The sequence below is a fragment of the Candidatus Methanoperedens sp. genome, assembly GCA_027460525.1.
Taxonomy (GTDB): domain Archaea; phylum Halobacteriota; class Methanosarcinia; order Methanosarcinales; family Methanoperedenaceae; genus Methanoperedens.
The window spans coordinates 43,941-65,316 of record JAPZAS010000012.1 but is presented as its reverse complement, the minus strand read 5'-3'; the positions used below and the strand labels follow the sequence as shown (position 1 = coordinate 65,316).

Annotated in this window: 20 protein-coding genes; 1 reads left to right on the top strand and 19 read right to left on the bottom strand. The window is 38.8% G+C overall.

The window, feature by feature from the left end; translation table 11 throughout:
* The first annotated feature begins 46 nt into the window (after positions 1-46).
* The gene (locus tag O8C68_03735; protein MCZ7394918.1) at positions 47-1,132 is read left to right on the top strand and encodes a glycosyltransferase family 4 protein; all 1,086 of its coding nucleotides are present in this window, start codon (positions 47-49) and stop codon (positions 1,130-1,132) included.
* On the opposite strand, the gene O8C68_03730 is transcribed toward O8C68_03735, so the two are convergent.
* The 19 genes from O8C68_03730 to O8C68_03640 all read right to left on the bottom strand — a co-directional run bounded on the left by O8C68_03730 (position 1,133) and on the right by O8C68_03640 (position 21,310).
* Positions 1,133-2,278: a glycosyltransferase family 4 protein gene (locus O8C68_03730; GenBank protein MCZ7394917.1), complete on the bottom strand. Its 1,146-nt coding sequence runs from the start codon at positions 2,276-2,278 to the stop codon at positions 1,133-1,135.
* Between the two features lie 26 nt (positions 2,279-2,304).
* A complete protein-coding gene (locus tag O8C68_03725) occupies positions 2,305-3,159 on the bottom strand; it encodes a glycosyltransferase (GenBank protein ID MCZ7394916.1) in 855 nt (284 codons plus the stop codon).
* On the bottom strand, positions 3,156-4,316 hold the full coding sequence (locus tag O8C68_03720) for a DegT/DnrJ/EryC1/StrS family aminotransferase (protein MCZ7394915.1): 1,161 nt from the start codon (positions 4,314-4,316) through the stop codon (positions 3,156-3,158). Before O8C68_03720 ends, O8C68_03725 begins: the two co-directional genes overlap by 4 nt.
* The gene (gene rfbF, locus O8C68_03715; protein MCZ7394914.1) at positions 4,277-5,050 is read right to left on the bottom strand and encodes a glucose-1-phosphate cytidylyltransferase; all 774 of its coding nucleotides are present in this window, start codon (positions 5,048-5,050) and stop codon (positions 4,277-4,279) included. Before rfbF ends, O8C68_03720 begins: the two co-directional genes overlap by 40 nt.
* On the bottom strand, positions 5,047-5,496 hold the full coding sequence (locus O8C68_03710; GenBank protein MCZ7394913.1) for a dTDP-4-dehydrorhamnose 3,5-epimerase family protein: 450 nt from the start codon (positions 5,494-5,496) through the stop codon (positions 5,047-5,049). Before O8C68_03710 ends, rfbF begins: the two co-directional genes overlap by 4 nt.
* On the bottom strand, positions 5,489-6,607 hold the full coding sequence (gene rfbG, locus O8C68_03705; GenBank protein MCZ7394912.1) for a CDP-glucose 4,6-dehydratase: 1,119 nt from the start codon (positions 6,605-6,607) through the stop codon (positions 5,489-5,491). The genes O8C68_03710 and rfbG overlap by 8 nt, the downstream gene beginning before the upstream one ends.
* 174 nt (positions 6,608-6,781) lie before the next feature.
* Positions 6,782-8,110 carry a DegT/DnrJ/EryC1/StrS family aminotransferase gene (locus O8C68_03700; GenBank protein ID MCZ7394911.1) on the bottom strand — a complete coding sequence of 443 codons (1,329 nt, stop codon included), beginning with the start codon at positions 8,108-8,110 and terminating at the stop codon, positions 6,782-6,784.
* Positions 8,092-9,975: a hypothetical protein gene (locus O8C68_03695; protein ID MCZ7394910.1), complete on the bottom strand. Its 1,884-nt coding sequence runs from the start codon at positions 9,973-9,975 to the stop codon at positions 8,092-8,094. Before O8C68_03695 ends, O8C68_03700 begins: the two co-directional genes overlap by 19 nt.
* Positions 9,976-9,988: 13 nt before the next feature.
* The gene (locus tag O8C68_03690; GenBank protein ID MCZ7394909.1) at positions 9,989-10,660 is read right to left on the bottom strand and encodes a cyclase family protein; all 672 of its coding nucleotides are present in this window, start codon (positions 10,658-10,660) and stop codon (positions 9,989-9,991) included.
* 1 nt (position 10,661) lies between these two features.
* On the bottom strand, positions 10,662-11,300 hold the full coding sequence (locus O8C68_03685) for an HAD hydrolase-like protein (GenBank protein ID MCZ7394908.1): 639 nt from the start codon (positions 11,298-11,300) through the stop codon (positions 10,662-10,664).
* Between the two features lie 76 nt (positions 11,301-11,376).
* Positions 11,377-12,906, bottom strand: a complete 1,530-nt coding sequence (locus tag O8C68_03680; GenBank protein MCZ7394907.1) for a radical SAM protein — start codon at positions 12,904-12,906, stop codon at positions 11,377-11,379.
* A 130-nt stretch (positions 12,907-13,036) separates the two neighbouring features.
* Positions 13,037-13,945 carry an NAD(P)-dependent oxidoreductase gene (locus tag O8C68_03675; protein ID MCZ7394906.1) on the bottom strand — a complete coding sequence of 303 codons (909 nt, stop codon included), beginning with the start codon at positions 13,943-13,945 and terminating at the stop codon, positions 13,037-13,039.
* Positions 13,942-14,871, bottom strand: coding sequence for a phosphoglycerate dehydrogenase (locus O8C68_03670; protein ID MCZ7394905.1), 930 nt, complete (start codon positions 14,869-14,871; stop codon positions 13,942-13,944). Before O8C68_03670 ends, O8C68_03675 begins: the two co-directional genes overlap by 4 nt.
* Before the next feature lie 42 nt (positions 14,872-14,913).
* Entirely contained in the window at positions 14,914-15,930 is a 1,017-nt protein-coding gene (locus O8C68_03665) for a C-terminal binding protein (GenBank protein ID MCZ7394904.1), read from the bottom strand.
* 34 nt (positions 15,931-15,964) lie between these two features.
* On the bottom strand, positions 15,965-16,771 hold the full coding sequence (iolO, locus tag O8C68_03660; GenBank protein ID MCZ7394903.1) for a 5-keto-L-gluconate epimerase: 807 nt from the start codon (positions 16,769-16,771) through the stop codon (positions 15,965-15,967).
* 19 nt (positions 16,772-16,790) lie between these two features.
* Complete coding sequence (locus O8C68_03655) at positions 16,791-17,825, bottom strand: zinc-binding dehydrogenase (GenBank protein ID MCZ7394902.1); 1,035 nt, start codon at positions 17,823-17,825, stop codon at positions 16,791-16,793.
* 19 nt (positions 17,826-17,844) lie between these two features.
* The gene (locus O8C68_03650) at positions 17,845-18,594 is read right to left on the bottom strand and encodes a 3-deoxy-manno-octulosonate cytidylyltransferase (protein MCZ7394901.1); all 750 of its coding nucleotides are present in this window, start codon (positions 18,592-18,594) and stop codon (positions 17,845-17,847) included.
* A gap of 58 nt (positions 18,595-18,652) precedes the next feature.
* Entirely contained in the window at positions 18,653-19,411 is a 759-nt protein-coding gene (locus O8C68_03645) for a 3-oxoacyl-ACP reductase FabG (GenBank protein ID MCZ7394900.1), read from the bottom strand.
* A gap of 234 nt (positions 19,412-19,645) precedes the next feature.
* Positions 19,646-21,310, bottom strand: coding sequence for a hypothetical protein (locus tag O8C68_03640; GenBank protein MCZ7394899.1), 1,665 nt, complete (start codon positions 21,308-21,310; stop codon positions 19,646-19,648).
* Positions 21,311-21,376 lie beyond the last annotated feature (66 nt).

Below are 21,376 nucleotides of genomic sequence, written 5' to 3'. Positions count from 1 at the left end.
TGTTTATATTAAATTAAATGCATGGATGAAGTAAAAGGCATTTAAAGTGAAAATAGTACAAATCTGTCCCCGTTATTTTCCGGACATTGGAGGCGTGGAAAGGCATGTACAGGAGATTAGCGAAGAGTTGGTGAAAAATGGATTTGTTGTAGAAGTTATTTGTACAGATCCTACCGGTCGCTTAAATAAGAATGAAGTGATTAACGGAGTTAAAGTAACACGGCTTAATTCAATTGCGCCAGGAGACGCATACTATTTTTCTCCACAAATTTATTTTTATTTAAAGGAGCTAGATTGTGATGTGATTCACGCTCACAACTATCATTCATTTACGTCGCTATTTGCAGCACTGGCTAAAAAGAACAGAAGGTTTTATTTTACCCCACACACTTTCGGCTTCACAAAAATCTTCCCCAGAAATATATTTCATATGCTCTACAAACCATTTGGTGCATTTATTTTTTATTCGGCAGATAAAATAATTTCTATATCTAGAATAGAGCAGGAGTGGCTTAAGAAAACTTTTCAGATAGCAGAGGAAAAGCTTTTTTATATCCCTTTGCCAATAGACACAGGTCTTGCAAGGACAAGAAAAGAAAGGAAAAAAAGAGTAAAAATAATATTTATAGGAAGGCTTTCTGAGGAAAAGAATGTTGATGTGCTGATATCGGCATTTGAAATTGTTAAGCATAGACGGCCAGAATGTGAATTATATATCATTGGTGACGGCCCACTTAGAGAATATATGGAAAATTTAAGTAAAGACATAAAAGATATTTATTTTCTCGGTCGTCAGACACACGACAACGTCTTAAAATTTTTAGACGATGCTGATATCTTCGTATTGCCGTCCAAATTCGAAGTATCACCAATATCTATCCTGGAAGCAATGGTCAGATCTGTTCCTGTCATCACAACTCCAGTTGGGGAGTTGCCTCATGTTTTAGAAGATGGTAAGACCTGCTTATTCACGAAAATAAATGACGTGAACGATCTCGCAATGAGAATTCTTGTGCTGGTTGAGGACAAATTTTTCGCAAAGAGAATTGCAGAATCCGGCAGAGACTTCGTTAAAGAGAAACATGATATTAATAAAATAATTGATAGTTACGTAAAACTTTATACCCAATGATCAACTACTTTTATGTGTTAAAACTTCACTCATTACATTAAGATATTGCCGAGTTATTACGTGCCAATCGTATCGCTGCGCCTCTTTTCTTGCATTTTCACCTATTTTCATAAGTAAAGTTCTATCGTCTATGAATTTTATAATCGCTCTGGACAACTCTTCCGAGTTACCGGGTGGCACAGAAAAGCCGGTTACTCCATCTACAATAGTATCCAGCATCCCGCCTGTCTTTGACCCGACCACCGGCTTTCCACATGCCATTGCCTCCAGAACAGCGATCCCGAAGGGTTCTATGATACTGGGCTGAACGTAGAGATCACATTCAGAATAAAATTCAGGCAGCTTATCGCCAGGAATCGCTTCTTTTAAGAATATAACATGCTTACTTAATCCTAATTCTTCAACCATTTTTTTTAGATGTTTTTCTTCAGGTCCTTTCCCTTTAACATATAATTTAACATCCTTATGCTTTTTAACGACTGCAGTCATAGCCTTTATAAGGTACTCTAATCCCTTGTACTGGTGCAACCGCGCGATCGTTAATATTTTGAACTCTCCCTCTTTTAAATAGATGCACTGGGTGACCACCGGTTTAAAAAAGTCCGTATCAACACCTATGTGTATCACCTTCACATCCTTATTGGTTTTTAATTTTTTGATTACAAACTCTTTAGCAGAGCTGCAATGAGCTATGTACGCATCTACATTATTTCTCACAATCCTGTTTATTGTGCAGTCGAGAATTTTTAAAAAGATACCCTTAAGCGTGAAACTGCTCAAGGAATATGTTCTATCGGTCGATAACGTCAACGGCGTATTCGTTATCCTCGCTGCAAGGTATGCTAGATGGCACATGACAGGGTAATCTTCTCGCAACATTACAACATCGTATTTACCTCGAAGAACATGAAGAAAAACCGAAGGAGCTATTGGGTTCTCATAGAAATCGATAGAAGCAAGATATTTTACCTTAAAATTGTACTCTTCCTTATATTTTTTTTTAATCACCATTTTCTCACGTGGGGCATTGCTTGTGGATGTTAAAATGGTTACATCATGATCGAATTCGGTGAGCTTTTGAGCTAAGCCGTGTTCACTTCCTTTTACAAATGGGGTAAAGTAAGGTGAAATGATGCAGATTTTCATATCTATTCGGTTAAGTGGTATTATGATTAGTTATGCAAAGGTGACCTTAGAGAGTTTATAAGTGCTATTATTGCTTTTTTATTTTCATGTTTATTAATATAATACCTCATTAACTTAGAATATAACCGTAATTTTTTGAGTTTAATTTTACCTTTCAATTCGTTTTTAAGCCCAGGTTTTTTATTCAGCCAATATTCCATTATTTGAAAAGATTCATTAACATACGCTTCAACATTTTTACCTACGTTTCCAGTATGAATTCTATATTTTGCCAGAGGCTGCTCAATGAAATCAACGGGATGATTTTCAGCTATCCTCAGCCACAAATCATATTCCTCATTTATTTCGTATATTGGGTTGAATATACCAACTCTATAAAGTATGTTCTTCCTGACCATTACAGTCAATAAGGGGATAAAATTATCAAGAAATAACTCATTGAAAACATTTCCTTTAAAAGGTCTTAAAATATTAAAGCAAGTTTTCTGTCTTAAACCTTTCTTATCGGTTATGTAACTATCGGAATAAACCAATCCCAACTTTCTGTTCGAATCCAGAAGTCTAACCAGTTTCTCTAAATTTTCTGGCAGCCAGACGTCATCACAGTCAAGAAAAGCAATATATTCACCTTTTGCCTTTTCGATGGCTAAGTTACGTGCAGCTCCCAATGGCAAGAAATCCTCTCCCCTGAAGTATCTAAGAGGCTTTCCATAGCTTAGTGCAATATCTGCACTATTGTCAATTGATTTATTATCCCAAAAAATAATTTCGTAATCCCTGAAAGTCTGCTGGTAAATACTATCCAGTGCCTCACGAAGATACTTGCTGCAGTTGTGGCAGTTCATAATTACACTTACTTTAGGATCTGTGGATGCAGTCATAAATTACAACATTCGATGAGCTGATCACATATATAATCAATATCTGAAACTTCAAGATCAGCGTGGAGGGGAAGGGTTAATAATCTTGGGGATATCTCATCTGTGACAGGAAGAGAGACTTCTCTACTCGCTTTATAAAAACTCAAAGTATGATTTGGTTGATAATGAACTCCAGTCTCAATAGCTCGCTCAAGCATTTTTTTTCTAATTTTTTCACGATTTCCGAATTTTAATTTTATAACGAAGATATGAGGAACAATCGAACTCAAGTCTTGCTTTAGTAATTCTATCGAATCCACGGAGCCCAGGTTTTTATGGTACCGTTTTGCAAGCAGCCTTCGCCGGGTAGCAAATTCCGGAAGTCTTTTAAACTGCTCAATCCCAATGGCTGCCATGATATTACTCATATGGTAGCGCCATCCCTGCCGGCTAACATCAAAATCCCAGCTTCTCTCGCCTTTATACCTCTTTTCCGTATCCTTATTGACACCCAGAAGCCTTGCATCGCGGACCTTTTGAAGGACTGTCTCATCGTCTGTAACGATCGCACCGCCTTCCCCACAGGTGATGTTCTTGATACCGTCAAAGCTGAAGCATGGTATGTCTCCGAAGCTCCCTACTTTCTTTCCCTTGTAGCAGCCGCCGAAGGCATGGCAAGCATCCTCAACGACACGCAGTCCGCTTTCTTTTGCGAATTCATATATCTCATCCAGAGCACCCATACCTCCGGCATAATGTACCGGCATTACAGCCTTAGTTCTTTCTGTCAGGCGCTTCCTAGCATCATTCACGTCCAGCGTGAGCGTATCCGGATCTACCTCGCAAGGAACAGGTGTTGCGCCCGTGGCTGATATTGCCTGGAATGATGCCACATAGGTGAGGGACTGCACCAGCACCTCATCACCGGGACCAATACCGAGAGCTTGAAGCGCCAGATGCAGGGCAGCAGTACCAGTGTTCACGCACACAGTCGGTCGCCCCAGGAAATCATGCAGCACGTTCTCGAATTCCTGCACCTCTTTTCCCATGCCCAGATACTCCCGGTCAAGCACACCCATCACGGCTTTTTTCTCAGCTTCGCCTATTACGGATTTTGATAAGCGAATGACCTTGTCCATCATTCCCACACTTTCCATCGTGCTTTTCCTGTCTGCCACAGTTCTTCCAATACGTTCTTATCCCGCACGGTATCCATGCACTGCCAGAACCCATCATTCAGAAATGCTTTTAGCTCCCCTGACCGCGCTGCGCGTTCCAGCGGTTCCTCCTCCAGGACTGTGGCATCTCCCTCTATCAGGTCAAGGAACTCGGGCTCCAGCACGAAAAAGCCACCGTTGATCCAGCCCTGTGCAGTCTGCGGCTTTTCCTTGAAGGACTGCACGCTCTGGTCTTTGGAAATGACAAGTTCCCCGAACCGGGCTGCCGGGTGCACAGCCGTGATGGTTGCTATCTTACCGTGTTTCCTGTGGAATTCGACCAATTTTGTGATGTCAATATTTGCCACCCCGTCACCGTATGTGAGCATAAAGGTCTCATCCCCGATGTATTCCTGAAGGCGCTTTACACGCCCTCCGGTCATTGAACTTGAGCCCGTGTCCACAAGGGTGACTTTCCAGTCCACGGTCTTTTTCCGATGATAATTTGCATTCCCATTGGAAAGGTCGATAGTGAAGTCAGACTTTAGCGAATAGTAATTCAGGAAATAGTCCTTGATCACTTCACCCTTGTAGCCAAGAGCCACCATGAAATCCTTGTATCCGTAATGCGCATAGATGTTCATGATGTGCCACAGTATCGGCTGCCCTCCAATCTCCACCATAGGCTTTGGCACAAGATCTGTGTACTCTGATAGACGGGTGCCCAATCCACCTGCGAGGATTATTGTTTTCATGTATTATCCTTCTCCCAGTCATAACCAATATAATTTTCGAAAGCATCCCGTCGATCGACTTCATCCGGGTCATGTGGTATGTTCGATACGTTCAAGAGCATATTTAATCCCTTCCCCAGCCCTTTGAACCCCATCCAGATCATCGGTGGGACGGTCAAACGCTGGTAATTGCTGCGGGAAAGAATTATTTCAGAGATATTTCCGCATGTCGAAGAGTCCTGCCTATCATCATATAGGACAAATTTTATCTCACCGACCGGAACTATCAGATTGAGCATCATTTTTCGGTGGCGCTTCCATGCCTTTACCGCACCTTTATTGACAGTAGAAAAATATGCCTCGCCGAATCCTGCAAATGAAGGGTCTGTGACCTTTATCGCATGCAGGACATCGCCATTTTCACCGGGGATGATCTTGAGAGGAGTTAGAAACACACCTTCAATCATTGCCGCTCACCCAAATCAATTTCCTGTCTTTTGCCATCTTGACATATTCCTCAATCTGGTCACAGGTCATGTTGAAAACATCCTCTTTTTGCTCATAATACGTTTTATACCAGTCAACAGTGAACTTAACAGTCTCCTGAAAATTCATGTTCGCTTTCCAGCCCAGCATATGCAGTGCCTTGTCGCAGCACAGCTTCAGGAGAGTGGCTTCTTTTTCGTCCCTGCCCGGCTGGAGCACATCCACTCCTCCCTGCCAGCTTTCTTGCATCTGCGCTATCAGCTCACCGACCGTATAATTCTGGTCTGCCGGGGGTCCGAAATTGAATGGTTCTCCGTTCAGTCCCGGATCTTCAGAGAGCTTCTGTCCCACACGAAGATAGCCACTGAGGGGTTCAAGCACATGCTGCCAGGGTCGTGTCGCATTGAGGTTTCGGACTTTGACAGGCTCTCCCTGCGACCATGCCCTCATGCAGTCAGGCACGATGCGGTGCATGGCCCAATCGCCCCCTCCGATGACGTTGCCTGCCCTGACGGATGCCACTTTTACCTTGCTTTCCGGCCTGTTGAAAAAGGAATTGGCATATGTCCTGACCACGAGCTCAGCCGCACCTTTTGATGCGCTGTAAGGGTCTTTTCCCCCAAGGGAATCGGTTTCCCTGTATCCCCATATCCATTCCACATTGTCATAGCATTTGTCACTGGTTATCATCACCGCACAGCAGGGATGATCTAATTGTCTAAGCGCTTCCAGAATATTCATTGTCCCGATGACATTGGTCTCGATTGTAAGAGCTGGATTGCTATAAGATAGACGAACTAACGGTTGGGCTGCCAGATGGAAAACAAAATCCGGCTTAACTTCTTCTATAATCTGTCTAACATCTTGTAGAGTCCGGATATCTTTTTCGTAGTAGGTGATTTTATCTTTTAGTCCGGCAGCGGTGAAATGGGATGGTGTGGTAGGGATCCCATTGGACAGGCCATAGACATCGGCTCCAAGCATTGAAACCCATATGCTAAGCCATGAGCCTTTGAAGCCTGTGTTTCCTGTGATAAGGACTTTTTTGTTGCTGTAAATATCGCCGAAGAGAGAGAGATTTTTTGTCTGCATAATTTTAATATATAAAATATCTTAACTCATTTAAACTTTAGTATTGAGCAAACCCCAATGCATCCTGGAGGAAATGAAGCAACTTTAAATCAGATACATCCAATCCAGTATGGTTTTGTTTTCTTGATTTCAATATCATTCCAATATTCACGGCTCATCATACAATCCAGCTCCTTAATCGTCATATTTTACAACATTGCGAAAAATTTCTATAATTTTGGAGTCCCAATTCTCTGGAACATCACACGGCCAATTTATTATATCCTGGCAAGCTTTTTCCGCGATCCTGCAGCTTCCAAGAGAATAACCCAGACTTTCTGGTCCATCAGGACAGCATATAATAGGTTCTCTGAACCAAGTCCATTTCGTATCAATATACCTTGACATTTTCTTCAATAATCTCTCCGAATCCGGATGTTGGAATACAAACCTTAACGGGACGATATCAAGACTGGAATTGGAGTAAGCTTCCGGTAAATGTCCTTTAATATCTGATTGTTCGGCGAAACATAAATATTGCTTCAGTAAATCTTTTCTTCGCTTCTTCTCTTTTGCCCAGCGATCAATTTCAAAAAGCCCAAGTTGTGCCAGGAATGGTGGTATCTTGGATGGATAAGGATAACCTGTGCCTGGAGATGGCACTTTTTTATAATCATCTTCAAGAAAAGTGAACTTCTGTTTCCTATATCGTATCATGGTTTTAACTTGATTTATAAAAACTGTACGGGGATATTTTTCTGGTGTGTAATTATCCCGCTCAAACAGAAATTGGTCATAGAGGCGTTCTTGATGTGCTCTTTCCAGATGAGGCATGTCAGCGGAAATCTTCATGGCTTTTTCAAATAATGATCTATTTTTTGTATATAGGAAACCGCCAATTATTGTATTTAAAGGTTTACTATGATCTGTAGAAAATACTGCTGCGTCTCCCCAGTTGCCAACTTTTATGCCATCTATAGAAGAATCAAGCGTAATCGCGCAGTCTTCTATCAAAAAGAGCTTTTTTTTCTTACAGAGCTCAGCGATCTCACCAATATTGCAGGGGATCCCAAAAGAGTGCTGGGCGACAACTACTTTTGTGCGGGATGTAATCTTCTTTTCAATGTCTTCGGAACCAGAACCAAAGGTCTGGATATCAATGTCTGAAAAAATCGGGGTGGCACCGACACGCCAAACAGCATTCGGCATCACAGAGCAAGTGAACCCAGGAAGGATAACTTCATCTCCTGGCCCAACATTCATAACTTTGAGCAGTGTAAAAAAAGCCATTCTGCACGCTGCAAAACTAATACCGTATCCCTGGCCGATAAGATCAGTCATCCGGCGCTCATAGGTTCGAACGATGCCACCGGTGTCACTAGAATTCAATGTCTTTTTTAACTCCAACAATTGCTGCCCATTCAGATGAGAATGCCCCTTAACAAATCCTATCTGGTAGGGTAACGTTAAGAGCTTCAAAAATTCTGGTATCTTCGTTGCGTAGTTCAGTATTCTGGTTTGCATTTTATATCCTTCTCTATCCCCAGGAAAGGCAATAAGGTATCCTCATTCACAGGTTCAAAGAAAAGATCACGCACTTTTCTGCCCATTTCTTTGTATATAATTTTTTCATTCGGAGATATATTTAGATACTTATCAATAGCTTTAACCAATTCGGGAACTGAGAAGCACTCAGTCACAATATCCATATTTAGGTCGGAAAGTATATTATTATTAAGTACCGTTTGTCTTCCAAGAAAAATAACTGGTATCCCTTTTGCTGCCGCTTCTACCATGGAGCTTGAGTTTGATGATATCACCACAGATGCCCTATTCAAAGCATCCGGCAGAGCACCGTTAAAAATCTCAAATCTGTCCGGCCACTCTCCTTCTCCAAAAGCACGCCTCAATTCTTCGGGAGTATAATCCGGATGTCCTTTGATCATTATCTCATCACTTGTTTGTTCCAGTACTTCCTTTAATGTTACCAATAATTCAACAGCTTCATCGATGATACCTGGCAAGAGCACTAAGATTTTTTGTGATTTTTGATCTAAACTTTGATTCGATATACTTTCATCACTAAAAATATGCGAATATCTCAGTGCAGCGGCAGATTTGCAGGGAATGTCCTTAGTAAATGATTGAGCGATCTGACATCGATATTTGCTTGTTTCAAGTAAAAGATCCGGAACAATATGCGCATCCACTTCTGATTGGGACGGGAACACGCTGATAAAATTATGACTCGCGACAAATATCTGTGCTCCGATAATTTTTGCTTTTGGGAACACCTTGCGAGCACCGATAATTAATGCCTTATCAATAACATGGTTTTCATACCAATCAATGATTATTTTAGGACTTAATTCTGATTTTCCCAGCCGTAAAAACAGATGGTAAATTAAAACAGCTTCCATGCCACAGGTAATCGAGTTTTGTTTTTTTTCTTCCTTTAATATGTCGTAAATATTAAAATTATGAAATAAAACTGGTTTAATCTCCTGCCTTATAACTTTTAACGGATAAATGAGAGCACATAGATAATCTGAAAAATGCAGGAAGTCTTCTTGCACAATAAAACGAGTGTTGCTTTTTCGCATCTTTCTATAAATTGAAAAATAGTTGTACCCGAAACCTGAAAGTACTGGATGAACAATAGTTATCATTCCTTTTTCTGATAAATATTCGTGGAGATGAGGAAAATAACGGTCTTTAAAGGCTCCATCATCTGATAAGCAGTAATCATGAAGAAAGGTGCTCACAATTACAGAGGGATTCTCATTATGTTTGTTTGAATAATATTTTTTCCTTGTGGTGTAAGCTGTTACCCAACGCAATAACAGAACAACAAAAAAATTTCCCCATCTGAGAAAAAAAAATGAATTGGATATAAAAGACTTAAGTCTTGCATAATTATACTGGATAATTTTTATTTCAATGTTTTTATTGGAGGACCATTTCCGGATCGCTTCCGCCAATCCTACGGATTCAACAATTATTAACCCGGGTCGTTTATCCTTGTCTGTCCATAATCTTTCCAGTATCTCCAGATAGCAGCAATACTGAAATATACTGCTGATGTAAGGATTCCTGGAAGAAATGGACCCAAACCACCATTCAAGATTATTTCCATACTGTTCATTCAGGTTATCAATCCACCGAACGTATTCATGCCTTAAATCCCTGGCAACTTGATCATGAAGTCTTGTGATATCGACATACCTGAAACTACTTCCTAATTCTTTTTCCAAGCAATGTTTTTTCGAGAAATTTTGACCCAAATATACCCATGGAGTCAAGTTATCTTTAGGAAACATGTGTTTTAATGTTGAAGTATCTTTATGAGGAAATATCAACACCAAACGATCTTTTTGCATATATTCCATTATCTTTGCCACATTATAATCTATCTTTAATACTTCCTATTATATTACAAGGTGCACTATCTAATCCATCAATCTGCCATGGGAGTACAATCATCATCTCGATACTTTCGCCCGATAGTATATCAATATTCATATCCTCAATCAACAACAAAGGTTTTCCAAGTCCCTTTTGTTCGATGAATGCTGCTCTGTGGGCTTCCCGCCCTTCATTCCTGTGCTGGAATGAAGATATTGAAATGCTATCTATACCGATGCATCGAACCCCTGGATAATATTTCCTAATCCATACAATCGTCTCCGGTGAAATGCCTGGGTTGTGAGTCCGATATTTTTCTTCCCCTCTGAACCGCCCGAACCCTGTACGCAAAAGCAGGCAATCCCCTATTCGAAGCTTTTGTGAAGCATGCCTCAGATCATCCGGATTTATCAGAGTTGCGCTGTCCTTCGGGCAATCGATGATCACCGGATTTTTGAATATGAGTTCATCCAACGAGTACTGTGATATGGTTTTTCCATTGTCAATAAAATGGTTCGGAGCATCGACATGCGTGCCCGTATGATTGTGAACCGAGATCATATAACTATTGCTTATATAACCCTTTGCGATCCGGCTTTGAGGTTTTATACAGGGTTCAGGAGTATCCCCGTACAAAGGCATGCCAGCTTTGATTGGATATGAAAGCATTTTATATTCTGGCGTTGAGTTCATAAAAATCATGGAATTTTGGGACGGCAAGTTTCAGCAATGGATTGTTTGTTAATGTATTTATCCTTGCCATGAACGGCACACCGACCTTGCACGCTTCATTGTAATCCGTTATTGTATCCCCTATAAAAATAGCATCTTTCCTTTCGATATTCTCTCTTTTTAGAATTCCATATATTATTTCCGATTTCGTGGCTGGACTTCCATAAATCCCTTTGAAATATTTGGAAATCCCCCTTGCACTCATAATGGATTGTAATTCATCTTCAGGTGTTCCTGAAGCCACAAATAATTTCATTATTCTGGATTTCTCATGAATGAATTCAAGCGCTCCGGGAACATAGGAACATTTTTTAACCGCTTCCACAACAAGGCTTGAGAATTTTTTGCCAAGCTCCATGCAGGTCTTCTCATCAAGAGGCTTCTTCAGTATCTGGCTATAAATATGCTTGAATTTCTTATACCTTGAGACGCCGCCGTTTTGCTGATGATATTCAACTATTTCATCCACTTCATCGGGATACATCTTAAATAATTCCCTGAATGCTTGCGTCTTTATATCAAAGGATTCTATGATAACTCCGTCAAAATCAAATATTATTGCACTGACCACTTTCATTCATTCCACATTAACAGACCGCTGACCTCTTTATATTTTTTGTTGTTTCTTTGTATGTTTCCTCAGTGCATTGCAATTATTTAAAAAATTCATCTACATATACTTTGCTTAAATGTTCAAACATTTCATTACCCCGTTTATCAAATTTTTCCGCTATTTGTATATCGGGATAGTATTCCTCTGGAAGTTTAATATATAGCGAGAATGTTCTAAACAACCCTTTTATCTCATCGTTTGTAATTTGTGGCATTTTTAGTATTGAGTTTTGAAAAACTGATCCCATAAGTAAATCTGGCTTAACATACCCCTTTTCTATACAATACTGCCTTAACTCTGATCCGCGATATGGCGTATATATAAATAGGCTTGAACTATCCGCATTAATAATCCTATTTAAATTTATTGTATCAAATATCTGTTCGCGTGTTTCGTCTGGAAATCCAATCATGCTATTAACACTAAGTGGTATTTTCGAGTGTTTAAAAACATCCAGAGATTCTATTATTTGTTGATTAGAAATATTACGTTTTAACATCTTTTTTCGTAATTGTTCATTTCCACTTTCTAACCCAACAGAAATACGATTACAATTAATAGTTTCTAGTTTCTTGATTCTTTCTTTTGTTATTGATTCTGGTCGAGTTTGCAACCAAAATGGTAATTTAATTTCACTATACAATTCAACAAAGTTTTCAAACTCATTATCTGGCATAGATAAAAATGATTCTGAAGTAAAATATACGAAATCTAAACCATATTGTTTGCGATAATGTTGGATTTCTTTTATAATTTGCTCAACACTTTTTCTCCTATAATAATTACCCAGATTTGAATATAGTTTTCTTAGAGTTGATGCACTACAATAAGTACAGGTATAAGGACAACCGCGACTTGATTCGATAGGAAGCATTTTATATATTTTACCCTGCATTGGACGATACATACGCCTTTTATCATATATTGAAAAATCAAGGAACGGCAAATCCTTTAATGGCATAAGATCTCTGCGTGGATTTTTGACTGCAACGCCATCTTTTTTAAACCAAATGTTTTTAACCTTATAGTAATCTTCACCATTTTGCATTTTTTGACACAATTCTACTAACGCTTCTTCACCTTCACCAATGCATATCATATCCACATCATCTTGAGCTAAAACTTCCTCTGGTGAAAAAATAGTATGAACTCCCCCAACAATGGTAGGAATATTAAAGTTGCTTTTAATACTTTTTAATAGCGATAAACCTAAAAGATATGTTTCTTCGACGGCTGATAATCCTACTAAATTTGGCTTATACTCTTCAACTAATTTTATTAGATCTTCATGTATATCGGAATCATTTATTTTAATACCATATGATGACAAATCAAATTTTCTAACTTGTAAGTTATTTACTCGTATATCATATACACTTTCATCTTCAGTGCGATAAAATGTGGTATCAAAAAGTTTTACATCAAAACCATGTTGTTTTAATGCTGCAGATAATATTGAAACATTTATCGAAATAAGGTTTTCCATCATTTTATTTGCATAAATTAAAAGAACTTTAAACTTGGAAGATTCATTAGTGTTTGGTTTGTCTTTTAGATTTTTAGTATGCATAATTCCTCAAATTTTATATTTTAGTTTTGCAATTAGATTCAATATATATCCCATATCAAATTAAACCTTCGATATGAACCTGACGGTTTTCATTTTCCCCTTTTCAACCTAAAATCGATCATTGACACTTTCATTCATCCCGCATTAACAGGCCGCTGACCTCTTTATATCTATGTTGTTTCCTGTATGTTTCCTCAATGCATTGTAATAGCCCCTGACCGATATCGAGATAATACTTACTGACATATTTTTTCGCAATTTTCGGGCTGAAAGAGTAGGGTGTTATTTCATAGTGCAGATTTGATTTAGCTGGAAGGTATTCTATTTCCAATCGATTCCCGAGCATTTCATTGATCATTGTCAGGAGATTTCTAATTTTCATCTGCTGATAGCCTGTGAGTATTACATATTCATTTTCAAACTCCTTTGAAAGAATATCAACGCTGCATCTTGCTGCATCCTCGACATGTATATATTCTCTTAATTCCTCGCCGTCTCCGTAGCGCGTAATCTTGCCTTCAGCGATTGCCTGGTTCAATATCCTGTGGATAAAGTTATTTTCATCCGCTCTCGGACCGTACAGTGAACCGTATCTGAGGATAGTATAAGGCAGCCCGTAATCCTCGTGATAGTTTTCTGTTATTAATTCACAAGCCTGTTTACTGCTCCTGTAAAATGAGCCTTCTTTACTATAGACATACAGACTGCTTGCAAAGACAAACCTTTTGATATTGTATTCCCTGCAGGCGTCCAGAATGATTGTGTTGCCCAGTATATTGGTTTCAACAGTCTTGACAGGATTTTCTTTAGCTTTTTCAAGGTCTGCTATACCCGCGAAATTATACACAACATCGCTGCCCTTTACAGCCATTTTTACTTCTTCTCTGTCAAGGATATCCCCAACTATCATTTTCTGTTCTTTTTGCAGGTAGAGAGATGATGTTATGTCAAAAATAGCCACCTTGTATCCCTCCTTCAGCAATGCATCCGCAAGATGACTTCCAAGAAAACCTGACCCGCCAAAGACTACTGCTTTCATATCCCTTTCTCCTTCAATGCGTCGATCAGGTTTTTCACTGTTTCCAATTCCATTTGTTTGCGCGTTTCTATTGCCGATGAACCCATATGACATGTCAAAATAACATTATTGAAATCTGTCAAATCACCCTTATAGGGTTCCTTTTCAAAAGTATCGATAGCGGCACCTTCTATAGATTCATTTTTTAAAGCAATCAATAGGGCTTCTTCATCTATCAGGCCACCACGTGAAGTATTGATTATTACACCGTCCTTTTTCATTAAAGATAGTTCCTTTTTCCCGATCATGTGATACGTCTTATCAGATAGTGGCACATGAAGGGATATTATGTCACTTTTGGACATGACGATATCCAATGATGCCAGAGTAATATTGTGTGATGAGACAAATTCGTTGTCAGGATAAGGATCATACGCATATATTTTCATATTGAATGGCTGGATGAGTTTTACCAATTTTTTTCCTATCCTTCCAAGGCCGATAATACCCAGTGTTTTTCCTGAAAGAAGCCTGCCCATCAACGGTGACCAGTTATTGTTCTTGATATTTCTATCGGCTTCACTCACCCGCCTGTATAGATTCAATATCAACGCAAGAGTAAGTTCAGCTACGGCCTGGGACGGCGCATCAGGTGTATTTCGTACTGTTATTCCCAATTTTTCTGTAGCCTTCATATCAATATTATCCATCCCGACACCGTACCTGGATATGACCTTTAAAATAGGAGCATTTTCGAGCAATTCAGATGTAATCTTTTCGGTCCCTGCGATCAGACCCACAGCATCCTTGATAAGCCTAACAAATTCCCCGAACTCAAGCTTCCTGCCATATGGGTTAAGGACAGGTTCAAATCCAGCGGCTTCGATAGTTTTTATGGATTCTCTGTTGATCTTTCCAAATGAGTCACTTGAAATTAAGATTTTCATATATTCCCCATTATAATATACACATTTATATCACTTACGTATTTAGGTATGCCATATAATGAAATCTTGGGTATTTTTAAGGACTTTGGGATTAGCTAATGCATATTCCCCCTGGCCTCTAAGAGCATTGACAGTATATTGAGCTACTTTCGTTTTCATATCTTGAATTGATGTGTTTGAATAAAAACTGATATGCGGGGTTAAAAGTACATTATCCATTCTCAGGAATGGGTGATTATTTGAAATAGGTTCTTTTTCGGTAACATCCAGTGCAGCCCCTGCGATATAATTGTTTTCCAATGCTTCAATAAGTGCGGTTTCATTCACGATTGCCCCCCGAGCGGTATTTACTAAATATGCTGTCGGCTTCATCTGGGCCAAAACCGTTTTATCAATCATCCCTCTTGTTTCATCTGTCAATGGAGCATGCAAGGTGACTATGTCAGATTTCCTTACCAACTCTTCAAGCGAAACCTTACAAACACCATGAGCGGCAAATATTTCAGGCGGTATATAAGGATCGAATGCAATGACCTTGAACCCAAAACTCATAGCCCGTTTGGCTATCTCTTTTCCTGCCTTGCCAAAGCCAATTATGCCAATTATCTGTTTTGTCGGTCTTTCGACATTCTTCATGTAGCTCAACATATTACCATAGTTCATCCCGCTTTTACCACGATTTGATTTTATTAAATTGTTCATACTGACGATCTGTCTTGCCAAAGCCAATATCAATCCCATTGTATGATCTGCTACTTCCTGGAAACAAAAATAAGGCGTATGAACAATTTTGATCCCAAGGTCTGTGGCAGCTTCAATATCTATATTATCCAGACCAACCCCATAACGACCCACAACCCTGCATTTTGGCATTGATTGCAATACATCTTTATTGATCGGGGCATATTGACATATGATCGCATCTGCATCATGGGCTGCCCGTACAACTTCTTCAGGTGTTTTACACTGAAGAATGTTTAAAATATGTCCGGCTCCTTCGATGACTTTTTTTTCAGGATCAAAGAAACCGTGGTCGCAGTCGGTAATACTAATTTTCATTTACAAGTATCTCCTGGAAAATTGATACATGATTCTATAGTAATTTCCTCACATAATTAATGTATGTTCTCGCAGCGGTCTCGCTGTCCGGGTCTGGAAGGATTTCAGCCGACAAATAACCCTTGTACTTTATATCGCGAAGTGCTTTTATAATGTTGCAAAAGTCGGTATGGCCTTTTCCTGGGGCTAAGCGGTTGCTATCTACTAAATGTATATGGCTCAGTTTATTCCCTGCTGCTTTTAAGCTTTTTGTGAATGATGTCTCTTCTATATTCATATGAAAAGTATCTGCGAGCAACTTGACATTATTATCGTTCAGGTCACACAAAAAGGACAGCCCTTCTTCAATTGTATTAATGAAGTTCGTTTCATACCGGTTGATTGGCTCAACGGTAAGGGTTACACCAAGCTCATTTGCGAACTTGATGCATTCGAGCATAGCGCTTAATGAGCTCTCGTATTCAATCCTCCTGGCTTCATCCGAACTGAACCTCCCCCTTATTCCACCAATCACCACCTGGGCGCCCAAGTATTGCGCCAGATTGATATGATCCTTTAGCCTATTTATTGTTCTAAATCTGATACCCGGATCTGGATTTGCCAGACTCAGGCCGTCCTTGATGTAAGCCTGCCCAGTACCCAGAGCCACCACTTCCAATCCATTTGAGTGCACCGACTGTATGAGTTTATCTTTTTCAATTTGTAGTGGATCCCGGATATTGAGTTCCACACCATCGTAACCAAGTTCTGCTGCCTTTTTAATACCTTTTTCCATATCACCAGCGAAAAGAAGTGGAGCAAAAGTGGTTTTTTCAGGTGTCAGAACCAAGCTCAATTTCATAGAATTGCCTTGTATTATTTCATGGAATAAGTAGCGCTTTGATTGCTTTTTTATTTTCGACAGCATCAAAAGCTTTCTCCCAATTTGCAAGAGGTTCGCGGTGAGTGATAATGGCGCCAATATTTATTTTTCCCTGCCCGATCATGCTGATAGCCCTATTCCAACTTGTGTAGCTTGTGGAAAAATTGAAAAGGACATCACATGCCTTGAAGATGGCTGTATCCCAGAGGACTTCTATCTTTTTCTTGCCGGTCATTCCTATCACTGTAATCCTGCCTTTTTTTCGGACGATATTAACTGCCATATTAATTGCCGGCTCGGCCCCGCTCGCTTCCACGACAAGATCCGCTCCATTGTTATCGGTTAATTCGAGGATCCTGCTTAACGGATCTTCCTCTGCGAGATTGATCACATAATCTATCCCAACATCCTTAGCGATTTTGAGGCGCAAGTTTTCATCTTCAGGAGTTCCCACAATGGCAACTTCCCTTGCACCCTGAGCTTTGGCGGCCATGGCGGCGAGAAGGCCTATCGGGCCTGGACCCAGGACCACGACGAAATCCTGCGGTTCAATCTTCCCCCGCTCCAGTACATCATGGACAACATTGGCTGTGGGTTCAACTACAGCAGCATTTTCATAAGAGATATTATCGGGTATTCTGTGCAACAATCTCTCAGGCATCTTGATATATTCTGCAAAAGCACCATCAATCCCCCAGCCGATGGATCTCTTGGATGAACATATCTGTATGTTCCCGGTTCTGCAATAATAACATTTACCGCATGCTAGCGTGTGCGGCTCGGCAACAACCCGGTCATTTATCCGGTAATCTTTGACATCGGAACCTATCTCAATAATATTTCCGGAAAATTCATGCCCAAGGATTACCGGTGGCCAGTATGGAAATTCATCATTTTTTACATGTATATCAGTCCCGCAGATGCCGGCTGCCTGGACTTTTATCAATACCTCGTTCACACCAATCCTTGGGATTTCAACATCTATGAGATCGATGTTACCAGTTCCTTTCTTGGTTTTTACAAGAGCTAACATTTATTTGTACCTGTATTATTCATATATATTTTTCTACCAGTGGGTCATTCTTCATCAATTTTTCCACCTTCATCAAATCCTGGGGAGTATCAACACTAAAAGTCTCGGAGGGTACCTCTACAGCTTTTATCTGATATCCATTTTCTAGAACACGGAGCATATCAACCGATTCAGCTTTTTCAAGTGGTGTTTGGGGTAAATGGTTATAGGTGACCAAAAAATCCTTCCTAAAAGGCATTATGCAGACCTGCTTTAACATAGGAATTTTTCTACCCATTCGAACCATAGTAGGAATCGGCTCACGTGACATAAACATAATGAAACTCTTCTGGTTGCAGACCACTTTTATTTGATTGCGATCATTGAACGTATCAATATCATGAATCTTTACTATTGGATTGCTGCACAAAATAGAATCATCTTCAATAAGCGGCTTTACGCTCATATCAATAATATCGGGATATAGCATGGGTTCATCTCCCTGTATATTTACAACAATGTCTGCTTCAATATTTTCCATTGCTTCAGCAATCCTGTCAGTGCACCTGTCATGAAGGGGTGAAGTCATTATTGCTTCGCCGCCAAAACCCTCCACAATTTCCATGATTTCTTTATCTGGGGTGGCTACGAATAACCCATTTAGTTTCTGGCTCATTTCAGACCTTTTATAAACATGCTCCACCATGGGAATACCGAGTATCTTTTCCAGGGGTTTGCCGGGAAATCTTGAAGAACCCATCCTAGCTGGTATCATACCAATGACTTTCATTTCATTTCCTCCTCTATATTTTTATTTTTCTCCAAATTTTATTATAAGATAATCAACATCATGGCATGAACATACCGCCATTCACAGGTATATTGGCCCCTGTTATATAACTGGCTTCCTCAGAAGCCAAAAATGCCACAACACTTGCTACTTCGCCGGGCTGTCCCATTCTTCCAAGGGGTATGGAATCAATCAAATTTTGCTTCACATTTTCAGGATAGTCCACCGCCATATCTGTCTCAATAAGTCCAGGCGATACGCAATTCACGAGAATCCCGAAAGGTGCTCCGATTTTAGCGAGGGTTTTCGTCAAGCAAATAATACCCGCTTTGGATGCCGAATAGTGGGCACCAATGAAAATCCCGCCGGTTTGCCCTGCCTGGGAAGCGATGCTTATGATCCGCCCTTTGCGCTGTTCCTTCATGTGCTTCAAAACCATCTGTGAACAAAAGAAAGTCCCTTTCAGATTTATGTCCATCATATGATCCCAACTCTCTTCATCAATATCCTCTATGGGCTTAATTTCAGATATTCCTGCATTATTAACTAGAACATCAATATGATCAAACTTATTTAATACCGTCTCTATCATATCTTTCACCTGACGTTTGTCTGATATATCTGCCCTGACGCAATATGTATCAACACCGATTTTGTCGATTTTTTTCTGCGTTTCGACCGCCAGCTCATTATTTCTAAAATAATTGATCGCTATCTTATATCCACGTTTGGCAAGTGCGATCGCACATTCCCGCCCTATTCCTCTTGATCCACCCGTAATTAATGCAACTTTACTTTTTGATGGGGGATATATCATCGATTTACCTCATTTTAATTTAAATGCCATTTCTTATGAAAATAACAGAATTATGTTGACTTATATTTTTTTGCAAATCCATTTATTCGCAATGATCCTAAACACGGTTTAAATGTATAAATACTTATATCTTTATCATTTCATTAGATTGCGATTTGCTGAGAAATATGACAATCCAAGCTAATTTCTCCGAAAAAATCAAAAGGAAAAATTATGACCTTTTGAATGTGAGTATTATCTGTAAAAAAGGAAACTTGTATTTTCGTAAGTTTTGTAATATGTAAGAAGATTCGATGCATTAAATTCAAAGCATTCTGACCTCTTGATCGTATGATATTCTCCCGAATCCGCATCTTTATAAGTAAGAGTAGTATTCGCAGAACTAATGAAAATATTGGAACCTCCATAAATACCATAAATTAACTTGGTTTTTGATAAATTGATGTTCGCTGCCCCAAGCATTAAGATTACTTCTCCGGATTCAAGACCTGGACTATGCATATATGGTGAATATATTCTGTCCTTTTCTTGAGATCGGGTTATCGCATCTTTTTCTGATAACACATAAAGTGGATAATTTGGTTTAACTCTGGTTAAATCAGTCGCATTAATATATATACAATTATATTTATTTAATTCATTCGAATTGTCGAATATTGAATGATTTACACTCTCTTGTATTGCTCCTGATGTTATCCAATTTATATATAATCCCTGGTTTATTATCAGACAAAGAATAATCAGGAAATACATCAAAAGTGGAAAAATACGCTTTTTGGCAACCAAACGAAGGGTTAATATCGCCAAAAGCAGAGAAATGAAAAAATCAATAAAAAGAACGTGGCGTGTAGCGATATAACCCCTTATGGCCATTGGAATGTAACTGAGTACTAATCCTGCAATTGAAATTACCGTTAGATTCATTGTATTTTGATAATTTCCATCAAAATTGTTCCACTTGAACTCTCTTAAAATATATTTAAAAATAAACCATATTATTAATATATCCGTTGCGACTAAGCAGACAAGGAACACCTGATTCAGACTACTTGAACCATAAAAGGAAAATAGGACGTTATTTATGGCTTCACCTATCGAGTGTAATATCATGAGTAAAAAGGTATTCAAAAATTCATGTGGACTTGTCAGATCATTACTGCTTGGCCACAAGCCATATCCAAACCAATTTGTTAAACTGGCAATTCCGAATAATCCCAGAGGTAGACCAAAATACAGTGATTTTTTCAAGTCTTGCTTATTAGTCCAATCATAGATGAAATAAAAAATCGGTAAAAAGATACCTATTTCATATGTAAATATTGCTATTGAAAACAAAAATACTGAAAGGGCTAATTTAATTCTATTCTTTTCAGAAGTTATAAAATAATATAATGACAATAGGTATGATATTAATGCTATATTAATTGAAAAATATAAGCTCCATGCATACATTTCATCCTTATTAAACAGGATAACAAAGATTAGAGCAGTGATAAAGGCGTATGATTCTTTATTATCATTAGAATTGTTTTTTCTAAATAAATGTTCTGCAATTTTAAAAACAAGCAAGAGAATAATTGTCGAAGTAATCAAATTCAATATTTGATATCCTAATGCAAATCCTCCAAATTTATTTGACACAATTTTTAGAATAATGAATAATATGGGTCTTGGTGAGAATGCCAAATCAATTGTGGAGTACTTATTTAACGTTGAATAAACCAGATAATCCCAATCATCAGCTACAAATTTTAAATCTAATATGAAAAGATAATGGGTTATAAAATTTAATAAAATTAATGAGATATAAAATTTATATCGTATTATATTCTCAAATAAATATCTCTTAGTATTATAAAATAAATTCAACATCTTAATACTAAATGGATAATTGTTCACTTTGCTTTTAGATGCGAATTTTCTATATATATCTTTGGAATATAATATACAGATAATACAGTCTAC

Bases quoted from the DNA above. Each gene is read 5' to 3' on its own strand.
- O8C68_03690 (MCZ7394909.1), bottom strand. From the start codon at position 10,660: ATGCTTTCATATCCAATCAAAGCTGGCATGCCTTTGTACGGGGATACT.
- rfbG (MCZ7394912.1), bottom strand. From the start codon at position 6,607: ATGCAGACAAAAAATCTCTCTCTCTTCGGCGATATTTACAGCAACAAA.
- O8C68_03685 (MCZ7394908.1), bottom strand. From the start codon at position 11,300: ATGAAAGTGGTCAGTGCAATAATATTTGATTTTGACGGAGTTATCATA.
- O8C68_03700 (MCZ7394911.1), bottom strand. From the start codon at position 8,110: ATGCAAACCAGAATACTGAACTACGCAACGAAGATACCAGAATTTTTG.
- O8C68_03725 (MCZ7394916.1), bottom strand. From the start codon at position 3,159: ATGACTGCATCCACAGATCCTAAAGTAAGTGTAATTATGAACTGCCAC.
- rfbF (MCZ7394914.1), bottom strand. From the start codon at position 5,050: ATGAAAACAATAATCCTCGCAGGTGGATTGGGCACCCGTCTATCAGAG.
- O8C68_03670 (MCZ7394905.1), bottom strand. From the start codon at position 14,871: ATGAAAATCTTAATTTCAAGTGACTCATTTGGAAAGATCAACAGAGAA.
- O8C68_03665 (MCZ7394904.1), bottom strand. From the start codon at position 15,930: ATGAAAATTAGTATTACCGACTGCGACCACGGTTTCTTTGATCCTGAA.
- O8C68_03655 (MCZ7394902.1), bottom strand. From the start codon at position 17,825: ATGTTAGCTCTTGTAAAAACCAAGAAAGGAACTGGTAACATCGATCTC.
- O8C68_03695 (MCZ7394910.1), bottom strand. From the start codon at position 9,975: ATGGAATATATGCAAAAAGATCGTTTGGTGTTGATATTTCCTCATAAA.
- O8C68_03710 (MCZ7394913.1), bottom strand. From the start codon at position 5,496: ATGATTGAAGGTGTGTTTCTAACTCCTCTCAAGATCATCCCCGGTGAA.
- O8C68_03675 (MCZ7394906.1), bottom strand. From the start codon at position 13,945: ATGAAAGCAGTAGTCTTTGGCGGGTCAGGTTTTCTTGGAAGTCATCTT.
- O8C68_03650 (MCZ7394901.1), bottom strand. From the start codon at position 18,594: ATGAAAGTCATTGGTATGATACCAGCTAGGATGGGTTCTTCAAGATTT.
- O8C68_03730 (MCZ7394917.1), bottom strand. From the start codon at position 2,278: ATGAAAATCTGCATCATTTCACCTTACTTTACCCCATTTGTAAAAGGA.
- iolO (MCZ7394903.1), bottom strand. From the start codon at position 16,771: ATGAAATTGAGCTTGGTTCTGACACCTGAAAAAACCACTTTTGCTCCA.
- O8C68_03680 (MCZ7394907.1), bottom strand. From the start codon at position 12,906: ATGCATACTAAAAATCTAAAAGACAAACCAAACACTAATGAATCTTCC.
- O8C68_03645 (MCZ7394900.1), bottom strand. From the start codon at position 19,411: ATGATATATCCCCCATCAAAAAGTAAAGTTGCATTAATTACGGGTGGA.